Source organism: Oceanobacillus aidingensis, assembly GCF_042654105.1.
GTDB classification, from domain to species: domain Bacteria; phylum Bacillota; class Bacilli; order Bacillales; family Amphibacillaceae; genus Oceanobacillus; species Oceanobacillus oncorhynchi.
In genome coordinates this window covers 182,389-193,709 of the sequence record NZ_JBHSFT010000048.1, presented here as the reverse complement: position 1 = coordinate 193,709, position 11,321 = coordinate 182,389, and the positions used below count along the sequence as shown (strand labels likewise).

Genomic DNA, 11,321 nt, shown 5'->3' with positions numbered 1-11,321 from the left:
TCGACAACTCAAGGTTATCAGAGAGAGGAAAAGGAGTGTATTTTTTTGCCTCCGTTCCATCTGGCGATGGAACGGAGGACACCACCACATTCAGTATAGAGCCTTTAAAAAAAGAAAAAAGAGCTTTAGACACTATACAGTGATTTCTAAAGCTCTTTTTCCACTCATCTCTATTTAATGGATAACATCAATAACACTTGGATTTACTTGAACGGGAGTTTGCGTAATTGTAATTGCATCCTTTATTTTCTGAATGACAGCTGCATTATCTTCTATATTAGTATGGATGGTTGCAAGCTTATCGCCAGCCTGCAGCTTATCACCCAGCTTTACATGAAAGGTGATTCCTACTTGATGATCGATTTGATCATCCTTTGTTTTTCTGCCGGCGCCGAGCAGCATAGCAGCCTCTCCCATCTGCTGTGTTTCGACAGAAGAAATATACCCTGCCTTCTCTGAAGTCACATCAATAGATTGCTTTGCTTCGATTTCATGAATACTGGACATATCCCCATCTTGTGCCTCAATAAAGGTAACAAACTTCTCATAAGCATCTCCATTTTGAATCACTTCTTCAACCAATTTTCTGCCTTGTTCTTCCGTCGTTGCTTTTCCGGCCAGATAGACCATTTGCGCAGCAATCTCTACAGAGACATCATATAAATCCTGACTATATTCCTGGTCACGTAATAATTTTACTGCCTCCAGCACTTCATTTCCATTACCGATTTCTGTGCCAAGAGGCTGATCCATATTAGTTAAAACAGCCACGGTTTCCCGATTTAACTTTTTCCCGATGGCAACCATTGTTTCCGCAAGCTTCCTTGCTTCCTCTTCTGTTTTCATAAAAGCGCCATTGCCGACTTTAATATCTAATACGATGGCATCTGCTCCGGAGGCTATTTTCTTACTCATGATGGAGCTTGCAATTAATGGAATAGAGTCAACCGTACCTGTCACATCTCTTAAAGCATAAATCTTTTTATCCGCAGGTACTAAATTCCCTGATTGTCCGACCAGCGCGATACCTAATTCTTGTACCTGCTCTTTAAACCTGTCTAACGGAAGCTCTGTATGAAACCCTTTAATCGATTCCAGCTTATCTACCGTTCCGCCAGTATGACCGAGCCCGCGTCCGCTCATTTTTGCAAAAGGGATGCCTAAGGACGTGATAATCGGAGCGACTACTAAACTGACCTTGTCCCCTACGCCGCCAGTAGAGTGTTTGTCTACAACTGTGGTATTTAAAAAGGATAAATCGATGGTTTCCCCAGACTTCACCATGAAGTCTGTAAGTGCAGAGGTCTCATCACTGTTTAAACCTTGAAAATATACGGCCATCAACCAGCTTGCGATTTGATAATCCGGTATCGTATCATTGACATATCCATCTATCATATACTCGATTTCTTCATAAGATAATGCTTCTCCGTATTTTTTCTTATTGATTATCTCTACCGTATTCATGTTAATCGCCCTCTCTATTTATTTAATATCGTCTAAAAAGCTCGTACCATGTTCCGGTAATGTAATATTAAAATTGTCTGCAATGGTTGCACCGATATCCGCAAAAGTTGTCCTGACCGGAAGCTCTTTCCCTTCTTCAATACCTATGTGGTAAACAAGCAGCGGCACATATTCGCGGGTATGATCCGTTCCGTGATGTATCGGATCATTTCCGTGGTCAGCTGTAATAATCAATAAATCATCTTCCTGCAGCTGATCAAGTATTTCCGGCAGCTGTTTATCATAGGTCTCCAGCGCTTTTCCATATCCCATTGGATCTCTGCGATGGCCATACTTTGCATCGAAATCAACCAGGTTAAGGAAGCTTAAGCCGGTGAATTCCTTTTTCAACGTATCACTTAATTTCACCATTCCATCATCGTTATCCTTTGTACGGACTGCCTCTGTCACTCCTTCCCCATCATAAATATCAGATATCTTCCCAAGTGCGATAACGTCAATTCCGGCATCTTTTAATTCATTCATCACTGTGCGCCCAAAAGGTTTTAACGCGTAGTCATGTCTGTTGGATGTACGTTCAAAAGCCCCCGGCTCTCCTACGAACGGACGGGCAATGACACGCCCTACCATATACTTCTCATCCAGCGTGAGCTCTCTGGCAATTTCACAAATCTGGTACAATTCATCGATTGGAACCACATCCTCATGAGCAGCAATCTGCAGAACAGAATCTGCAGATGTGTACACAATCAAGCTGCCCGTTTCGACATGTTCTTTTCCAAGCTCTACTAATATTTCTGTTCCAGATGCCGGTTTATTGCCAATTACTTTTCTTCCAGTCTTTTCTTCTAATGCTTGAATAAGCTCATCTGGGAATCCATCCGGGAACGTTCGGAATGGCTGGTCAATACGGAGTCCCATAATTTCCCAATGACCAGTCATGGTATCTTTTCCATTAGAAGCCTCCTGCATTTTTGTATAATGTGCTTTAGGCTTGTCCGCCGGAGCAATCCCTTTAATTTCACGAATATTGCTCAGGCCTAGGCTTCCCATCGTCGGCATATCCAGCCCATTCATTTCTTCTGCAATATGGCCTAGTGTATCCGCTCCCAAATCATCAAACTTCGCGGCGTCCGGTGCCTCTCCAATCCCTACTGAATCCATGACAATTAAAAATACACGTTTAAATGATTTCATTTGTATCTACCTCCTATGTACTATATTCCCGAAACTATGGTTCCGTATGATATTTATTATAGATGTTAGATGTCTGACAACAAAAGGTCAATGAAATTTTTGCTGAAACACTTTTTTACATTTAATAAAGATAAATTAAGCTCTCGGATGATAAGATTGATAGATATCCTTCAGCCTAGCTTTCGTTACATGCGTATAAATTTGTGTTGTCGATATATCCGCATGTCCAAGCATCTCTTGTACAATTCTTAGATCTGCTCCGTTTTCCAATAGATGGGTGGCGAAAGAATGCCTTAAAGTATGCGGAGTGATTGTCTTATGAATATCAGCTTTTATAGCCAATCCCTTTAAAATTTTCCAAAATCCCTGTCTGCTTAAAGGACGGCCATGCTGATTTAAAAAAAGTGCACTCTCCTGTTTGTTTTTCTTCACAAGCTCTTTTCTCGCCGTTTGTATATAATCCTCCAGAGTCTTTCTGGCTGTGTCTCCCAGTGGAACAATCCTTTCTTTCGAGCCTTTCCCCATACATTGGACAAAGCCCATCGTCAAGTGTAAATCCTCCAGTTTTAAGCCTATCATTTCAGATACACGCAAGCCCGTGGCATATAATAATTCTAGCATTGCCTTATTGCGCAGTGACAGCGGTGTTGCAGTGTTTATGCTTAATAATCGATCTACTTCCTCCTGAGAAAGTGTATCCGGAAGCTTCCTGTCTTTTTTCGGAGTTTCAATATGCAGACTGGGATCTGTATCAGCAATTCTCTCCCGTATTAAAAATTGGTGAAAGGATCTGATAGAAGAAATATGCCTCGAAATCGTAGCAGTCGACTTACCGCTGTCTTTTAGCTCATACAAAAAGCGCATAATATCATTTCGGGTGATTTCATTCCAAACATTATAGCCGATTTGGGTCAAATGTTTCTCGTAAGCAGTAAGATCTCTCTGATAAGAAGTGATGGTATTATCTGACAATCCCTTCTCTACCCGCAGAAAATGAAAAAAATCCTCTAATGCATATTTCAACATATTTATTCCCCTTTCAGAAAATCAAATGGAAACCAGGGAATCCCCTCCTCCACCACCTTAACCGCTGGTCCTTCCGGCAAATCATAACGATGCATTTCTTGAAACTCTTTATATATAAAATGCAGACAAACCGAAAAAAAGCAAGCACCTATCATAAACCAAATAAATATTTTAACAGTTTCCTTAACATGCTTCTCCATACTCTAACCTCCCTGTGCTGTTACGCTGTATCGCAGCCAAACACGTTTATAGTTAGAATATGCAAACAAGCTCTTCAAAAATACAAGAAAAAGATGCGGACAGGAACAAAATCGGTACATCTCCTTCTGTTAATATTATACAATGATTGGAAGCAGAGTTAAACTACAAACACTTTTACACTTTTGTGTCGTCCAGATTTTTGCCATACTAAAATTAATCAAAAAGGAGGTCTTACAGGTGCTTGAAGAAAAATTAAAACAATTAGGTGACAACTCCGCTATCGAAACAAAGACGCCCATTTCCGGCGGCGATATTAATCAGGCTTACTATGTAAAAACCGGAAAGCAGGAATATTTTATAAAAGCGAATCAAAGTGCAGCCAGTGATTTTTTTCAAATAGAAGTAAATGGACTGGAAAAAATTCGTTCGACACAGACAATTGCTGTACCGGAAGTATACTACTTTGATAATTCCGCCGGAAATGAAGAAATGATGCTGATTATGGAGTGGATTGAGGGAGAAGAAACTGCAGTTGCAGAGCAGCATTTAGGCAAACAGCTGGCCTCGATGCATTTAGTCGGCGGCTCCACAGCATATGGTTTAGATCAGTCAACTTATGTTGGAAAATTAACTCAGTCAAATGAGTGGTACACCAATTGGGTGGATTATTATCGTGAGCATCGGCTTCAGCCCCAGTTAGATTTGGCGGTGCAGTACAATCGGATGAACCAAAATAGACGTTTAAAACTAGAGGCATTGATTCGTGATTTAGATCTTTATCTCCCCAGTCAGCCTAGGGTTTCCTTATTACACGGTGATTTATGGGGAGGCAATTGGATTATAGGGGGCGCAGGACAGCCTTATCTGATTGATCCCTCTATACTTTACGGGGACCATTTATTTGAACTAGCTTTCACGGAACTCTTTGGTGGGTTTTCCAATACGTTTTATTCGCAATATCAGGAAGCAATGCCACTAGCTGATTATTATCAGGACGTGAAGCCGATTTACCAGCTTTTCCACTTGCTTGTTCATTTAAATATGTTTGGCGAGGTCTATGGCGGCAGCGTAGATCGCATTTTAAAAAGATATATTTGATTTTCTTCACCGCCTCAGCCCGGCGGCAGTATGTAATGACATTCTGCCGCCGGCTATCCCTGTTGCTGATCAATATGTATTTTGCTCCAAATAAAAATAAAACCTTTCTCTCCCGGAAAAAGGTTTTACTCTCATTACTTATGTTGCTTTTTGAACATCTTCTTTTTCTGCTGCAGCTGCTTTTTGACATTGGCGACAAATCCCATGAAAGGTTAAGCGATGATCCTTCACCTCAAAGCCCCAGTCATTTTCAACGATTTGTTCTACTTCACCTAATAAATCATTTTCAATCTCTTCAACAGAGCCGCATTCAATACATACTAAATGATGATGGAAATGCTTTGCGCCTTCTTTACGCAAATCATATCTGGATACACCATCACCAAAATTAATTTTGTCTACTATTTTCAATTCGGATAATAATTCTAATGTACGATAAACGGTTGCCAGACCAATTTCTGGTGATTTCTCCTTTACAAGAAGATACACATCCTCCGCACTTAAGTGATCGTCTTCTCTTTCCAGAAGCACTCGAACCGTAGCTTCCCTTTGGGGAGTTAATTTGTAGCTATGCGAATGTAGCTGTTTTTTTATTTTTTCAATCCGGTGTTCCATGGATAGTCGCCTCCCTCACTCTACATTTTTATTATATGCATCTATCTTCCATGTGTCAAAGGTATTCTCAATTGTTAATAATAATTATTATAAAATAACATAAATTATTATATTAAAACAAATACCTTTTATCAAGCAATAAGCAAGTAATGTAAAATGTAAAGGAGTTAAGATAAAGATACTTTATTCTCCCGCAGGAGGATTATCCATGGTACCTCTCTATCCATTCTAACAGAAGTGTATTTGACAGATAAGCTTCCATCAATGCTGCTAATGCTGTACATACAATTAAAATTGCAAAAGTGATAAGCAATCTTATAAAAGGCGGCCATACTTCCTGGTACTGATGCTTTAATAAAAGCTTCTGCCATAAACCAATTGAAAATATCATAGCCACACTTCCTGCAATGATATATATAGGAATAATCAATAGGTTTTGAGGAGCAATCGATATCGTTGATAAAAGAAGCCCTTGCCCTCCCAGCTGATTGACCATAAAACCGACTGAAAAACCGACAACGAGCCCTTTCATGAATATCATAATCCAAATAATAGGGAGCCCAATCATACTCAATGCCAATAATATAATAAAAGAAAGATACTTAATATGATAAAGAAGACTTTGAATAAATATATCCTGCCGTCCAATAACTTCTCCTTCATTTGTTTGCTGTGTAAAGAACCGTTCCAAGTAAAAGAACAGATTTTGTTTTTGTACAAAATCCATACTATTTACCAAGATAGCCCCGAACACGATGCCTGTCAAAAAAAGAATGGCAGTAAATACATAAATGGTCGTGTGCCGTTTTATATGCCCGATTAATAAATGTTGAGAGGTATTATACATTGAGATCCTCCTGACTTCACTATAGTTCCTATACTTCAAACTATGAGAATCCCTCTTAAAACATACCTATTAATTTTTATCTTTTAATAGAGCAGGTAGAACGCGTCCGGTGAAAACCTTTTTTCTTATTTCGTTAAAGCATGTAAATAAAGAACAGCATAGTTCGTTTTTGCGTCTTGAATACGCCCTTTTTCCACGAGGTCTTTTGCTTCATCTAACGTTACTTCCATGATTTCCACAAATTCATCGTCATCGCCCGCCGGCGGATTTTCCATTTTAATTAAATCATTGGTGACGTAAACATACACCAGTTCATTAGCAAAGCCTGGAGAGGTGTAAAAAGAGGTCACTTGCGAGAGATTAGTTGTTGTATACCCTGTTTCTTCTTCCAGCTCACGGACTGCGGCAGTTAATGGATTTTCATTCTGCTCCAGCTTCCCTGCCGGAATTTCTACTAATGTTCTTTCCAATGGTTTGCGATATTGTTCTACAAGTACAATTTTATTATCTGGTGTAATTGGAATAATCGCTACGGCTCCTGGATGATAGACAAGCTCTCTTTGAGCTGTTTCTCCATTGGGAAGCCGTACCTCATCTAGTTGTACATCAATAATGTTCCCTTCAAATATTTTTTTGGATGTCATTGTTTTTTCTTCAAAACGTTGCATATATGCTACTCCACCTTTTCGTCATTTAGTGCAGGTTAACAGGCTGACCCGCCAGCAGTTTGAACAAGTACTTTTTTATGGACAATCGCCTGTGAAATTCCTGCTGAATGCAATTCCCTTATATGTGTCTTTCCATTCATTTTATTCGCAGAACTCTATTGTAGCAAGTCTATTTCTTTTTTTCTTCTGATTCGATTTCTTTTTTTATGACAAACGGTATTTTATTTCTTAACCATTCATTACTTTCAGACACTGATTATCATTCCCATCCGCCCCACAAACTATTTGATAGAAATGACTTATTTCATTCGTTAAAAAAGTGTATTAATTGTATTCTTTTCTATCACCCTCTACAATATATGCATACCGGATTTACAAGGAGGAATAGCATGAAGAAACGGCAGCTTGGCAAAAGCGATATCGAAATTTCTGATTTAACTCTCGGCTGTATGTCGCTGGGAACAAATGTACAGCAAGGTAAAAAAATGATTGATTATGCGTTAGATAAAGGAATCAATCACTTAGATACGGCAGACCTTTATCACTTTGGCGAGAATGAAAAAATCGTTGGAGAAGCAATAAAGCATCGCAGATCGGATGTAGTTGTGACTACAAAGGTCGGAAACCATTTTGAAAAAGGTAAAGATGATTGGTTCTGGGATCCTTCGAAGAAATATATCCACAAAGCCGTCCGGGATAGTTTACAAAGACTGAATACAGACTATATTGATGTCTACATGCTTCATGGCGGCACATTGGAGGATCCAATCGATGAAACCATAGAAGCTTTTGATGAACTAAAGAAAGATGGTCTAATCCGCACCTATGGTATTTCGTCCATCCGTCCAAATGTTGTCCGGGAATACGCCATCCGCTCCTCTATTGATATTTTAATGACACAGTACAGTCTTTTAGACAGAAGACCAGAGGAAGCCATTCTACCGATTGCAGAAGAAAATAAAATCGGTGTTGTTGCCCGCGGTCCGCTGGCACAGGGGCTACTAAGCAATAAAGCCGATGAAGTTCTCGATAAAAAAGCGGAGGACGGCTACCTCGACTATTCCTACAGCGAATTAAAATCACTTTATTATGAATTGGAACAGGCGTTGCCGGACAGTTCTCTGCAGCAATTAGCGATGTATTATGCAGCTAATCATCCTGCGATTACGTCAACCGTCTTTGGAGCAAGCTCTCTGGAACAATTAGAAAAAAATATTGCAGTTCACCAATCAATTAACGAAATCACCGATGCAGCTTATCCTATTCTGCAGCAGCTGTCCAAAGCTTCACAGTATGAGCAGCATCGTTAAAAAAGGCGGAGTTTCCGCAACTTCATAAGCCTTTTACAGCATTGCCAAAGAAACAGGTCTGCTTTCACTGAGAGATGATGCTCAGGAAAAGCAGACCTGTTTTATAAGATATACTTACTCTATTATTTTTTATCAAATTGAGATTGAAGGAGTTTCTCCATTAACCCTGGAAATAAGCGATACAGAATACTGCCAGCTTCCATCCACCACGGCATATTGATTTCTCTTCTATTAGAAAATAAAGAATGCACTACCTTTGAAGCTACTTTTTCAGGAGAAAGCATATACTTTTCTACATTCTGCTGGTATTTGCCCTCCTTATCAGCCATCTCAAAAAAGTTTGTTTTCACCGGGCCCAGATTAACAGAAGTGACCGTCAGGCTGCTTCCCCTTGTCTCTTGTCTGAGTACATTTGTAAAGCCCAGCATCGCATGTTTAGACGCAGCATATCCTGCTGCTTTTGGTGTTGGCAATTTTGCAGCCTGAGAAACAATATTAATAATATGCGATTTCCCTTTAAACTGCAGAAAATGTGGCAGGAAGGCTTTTGCATATTGCATCCCTGCTAAAACATTCACCTGAAACATTTCCTCTACCTCATCCATATTTAATTCTTCGATTGAATCAAATACACCAAAGCCTGCATTATTGATTAATCCATGAATACGCTTCTCTGTCTCCAACATATCATTAATCTGTTCTTCAATTGCTTCCCTTGAAAATCTGTCAATGGAATAAACCCTGCAAATGCCGTTATTTGCTTCTATTTCATCTGCTAATTCTTGCAGCAATTCTTGTGACCTTGCGATTAAAATAGGTATGCCGCCATGAGCAGCGATTTCTATAGCAATCCCTCTTCCAATTCCTTTTGATGCACCGGTGACAATAATTTTTTTATCTTTAACAAAATGATTTCTTCCTATTCTCATATTTATCGACCCTTACTTCATATAATGATTTAAAGTGTGTGACCTTGCTTTCAAAGTGTGAACATCATTTATTAGATGGATATCCTGTGTTTATATATATTGTACAACGAAACAATCCTCCCGTACACTGGTTTAAACATTGACTTACGGGGGAAAATCTAACACAATAAGATTGGGGGTGACACGATGACGTCCATTATCGCACACCGGGGTGCAAGCAATTATGCCCCTGAGAACAGTTTCCCGGCTTTTGAGCTTGCTTACGAGATGAAGGCTGATGGCATTGAAACAGATGTCCAATTAACAAAGGATAATATTCCTGTCCTTTTTCATGATGAAGGTTTGCAGCGTATTTTTGGAGTAAAAGGATGGATTACTCAATTTACGCTGGACGAGCTAAAACAATTAGACATGGGCAAATCCTTTCACACTGAATTTGCAGGAACACGGATCGTAACACTGGAGGAATTTCTAATCTGGATCAAAGATAAACCTTTGATTCTTCATTTAGAATTAAAAAATAATAAAATTGCACATAAGAATCTGGAGAAAATTACATATCAGCTTATTAAACAATATCAAATGCTGGACCGGACATACTTTTCTACATTCTCTGATACCAGTATAACGCGCCTGGCAAGTTTTGATGAAATTTCAAATATCGGTTGGTTAACCAAGCGATCAAGAAGAGATTTATTAGCATATGCCTTGTCTATCGGCGCAACAGCCGTTCATATAAAACACACGCTGCTGCGTCAGCAGCTCATAAATGAAGCGATGAAAAACGGGATTCCGGTAAGAGTGTATACGGTGAATTCAACCCGGCTTTTAAATCGATGCTTTTCTTACAAAGTAAATAGCATATTTACTGATGTACCCAATCGGGCGTTTGCTGTACGCAAAGCATTATATCGCAGTTTTTTGTCTTGATTGAAGAGCGCTTCCTAATTTTTGACCTTCTGCGTTGATGATTGTCGTATATTTGGGTAAAATTTTAAATTATAATATAATATTAAGGTGAGATTGAAACATGGAAATTACTTTCTTAGGCACCGGAGCAGGACTTCCTTCTAAAGAAAGGAATGTAACAGCCGTTGCACTCAGCATGCTGCAAGAATTAAATGAAGTCTGGTTGTTTGATTGCGGAGAAGCCACGCAGCATCAGCTTCTTCATACTAAAATTAAACCGGGAAAAATAAATAAAATCTTTATTTCCCATATGCATGGCGATCATATTTATGGATTACCGGGATTTCTCAGCAGCCGTTCATTTCAGGCAGGCGCAGACAGACCATTAACCATTTATGGTCCGGAGGGTTCAAAGGAATTTATCCAAGCTGCTTTGAAATTAAGCTATACGCATTTAACGTATCCTCTTACTGTTATAGAGATAAAAGAAGGACTGTTATTTGAAACGGAAGCCATCGAAGTATATGCAAAAAAACTTGTCCACGGTGTACCAAGCTTTGGTTTCCGTATTGTTGAAAAAGACAAGCCAGGTGAGCTTCTTGTAGATAAATTAAAAGAAAAAGGGGTACGTCCCGGTCCAGTTTACGGCGAAATAAAAGAAAAACCTTCTGTCACTCTGGAAGATGGCACGATAATTTACCGTTCTGATTTTATCGGCTCGCCCAAAAAAGGAAGGGTTATTTCAATTCTTGGGGACACCACCTATCAGGCGGCGCATAAAGAATTTGTAAAAAATAGCGATCTGTTAATTCATGAAGCAACCTTTGCTGCAGATAAAGAGGCACTTGCAGAGGATTATTTTCATTCAACAAATATACAAGCCGCTAAAATAGCGCTTGATGCAGGATGTAAACAGCTAATCTTGACACACATATCTTCAAGATATCAATTTTCAGATATGGATGCGTTTCTGGAAGAGACAAAAGAAGTATTTTTGAATACATCCATAGCCGGCGATTTTAGTGTGTTTCAATTATAGTTTGTGCATCGTTTA

Annotated in this window: 12 protein-coding genes; 4 read left to right on the top strand and 8 right to left on the bottom strand. The window is 39.3% G+C overall.

The features are described from left to right. Positions 1-174 precede the first annotated feature (174 nt). The 4 genes from ACFO3P_RS19485 to ACFO3P_RS19470 form a co-directional block, all read right to left on the bottom strand. On the bottom strand, positions 175-1,467 hold the full coding sequence (locus tag ACFO3P_RS19485; protein ID WP_289584803.1) for a pyrimidine-nucleoside phosphorylase: 1,293 nt from the start codon (positions 1,465-1,467) through the stop codon (positions 175-177). 18 nt (positions 1,468-1,485) lie between these two features. Next, positions 1,486-2,664, bottom strand: a complete 1,179-nt coding sequence (gene deoB / locus ACFO3P_RS19480) for a phosphopentomutase (RefSeq protein ID WP_042534250.1) — start codon at positions 2,662-2,664, stop codon at positions 1,486-1,488. A 135-nt stretch (positions 2,665-2,799) separates the two neighbouring features. Continuing rightward, a complete protein-coding gene (gene xerD, locus ACFO3P_RS19475) occupies positions 2,800-3,690 on the bottom strand; it encodes a site-specific tyrosine recombinase XerD (protein WP_042534252.1) in 891 nt (296 codons plus the stop codon). Positions 3,691-3,692: 2 nt separating this feature from the next. After that, positions 3,693-3,890: a DUF4227 family protein gene (locus ACFO3P_RS19470; protein WP_042534254.1), complete on the bottom strand. Its 198-nt coding sequence runs from the start codon at positions 3,888-3,890 to the stop codon at positions 3,693-3,695. 238 nt (positions 3,891-4,128) lie between these two features. Between ACFO3P_RS19470 and ACFO3P_RS19465 the strand changes: the two genes are divergently transcribed. Next, positions 4,129-4,989 (top strand): fructosamine kinase family protein, encoded by an 861-nt coding sequence (locus ACFO3P_RS19465; protein ID WP_289584804.1) that lies wholly within the window; start codon positions 4,129-4,131, stop codon positions 4,987-4,989. Positions 4,990-5,127: 138 nt separating this feature from the next. Here ACFO3P_RS19465 and fur read toward each other — a convergent pair whose 3' ends face one another. The 3 genes from fur to ACFO3P_RS19450 all read right to left on the bottom strand — a co-directional run bounded on the left by fur (position 5,128) and on the right by ACFO3P_RS19450 (position 7,119). Next, positions 5,128-5,604, bottom strand: coding sequence for a ferric iron uptake transcriptional regulator (fur, locus tag ACFO3P_RS19460; protein ID WP_042534256.1), 477 nt, complete (start codon positions 5,602-5,604; stop codon positions 5,128-5,130). 202 nt (positions 5,605-5,806) lie between these two features. Next, positions 5,807-6,451 carry a stage II sporulation protein M gene (gene spoIIM, locus ACFO3P_RS19455; protein WP_042534257.1) on the bottom strand — a complete coding sequence of 215 codons (645 nt, stop codon included), beginning with the start codon at positions 6,449-6,451 and terminating at the stop codon, positions 5,807-5,809. A 125-nt stretch (positions 6,452-6,576) separates the two neighbouring features. Beyond that, positions 6,577-7,119 (bottom strand): NUDIX hydrolase, encoded by a 543-nt coding sequence (locus ACFO3P_RS19450; protein ID WP_042534259.1) that lies wholly within the window; start codon positions 7,117-7,119, stop codon positions 6,577-6,579. 389 nt (positions 7,120-7,508) lie between these two features. Here ACFO3P_RS19450 and ACFO3P_RS19445 point away from each other — a divergent pair, with 389 nt between their 5' ends. After that, positions 7,509-8,429, top strand: coding sequence for an aldo/keto reductase (locus tag ACFO3P_RS19445; RefSeq protein WP_042534261.1), 921 nt, complete (start codon positions 7,509-7,511; stop codon positions 8,427-8,429). Between the two features lie 122 nt (positions 8,430-8,551). Here the strand turns inward: ACFO3P_RS19445 and ACFO3P_RS19440 are convergent, their stop codons facing one another. Further along, the gene (locus ACFO3P_RS19440) at positions 8,552-9,358 is read right to left on the bottom strand and encodes an SDR family NAD(P)-dependent oxidoreductase (RefSeq protein ID WP_289584805.1); all 807 of its coding nucleotides are present in this window, start codon (positions 9,356-9,358) and stop codon (positions 8,552-8,554) included. 186 nt (positions 9,359-9,544) lie between these two features. Here ACFO3P_RS19440 and ACFO3P_RS19435 point away from each other — a divergent pair, with 186 nt between their 5' ends. Continuing rightward, on the top strand, positions 9,545-10,288 hold the full coding sequence (locus tag ACFO3P_RS19435) for a glycerophosphodiester phosphodiesterase (protein ID WP_042534265.1): 744 nt from the start codon (positions 9,545-9,547) through the stop codon (positions 10,286-10,288). A 100-nt stretch (positions 10,289-10,388) separates the two neighbouring features. Further along, entirely contained in the window at positions 10,389-11,306 is a 918-nt protein-coding gene (rnz, locus tag ACFO3P_RS19430) for a ribonuclease Z (RefSeq protein ID WP_289584806.1), read from the top strand. The last annotated feature ends 15 nt before the right edge of the window (positions 11,307-11,321 follow it).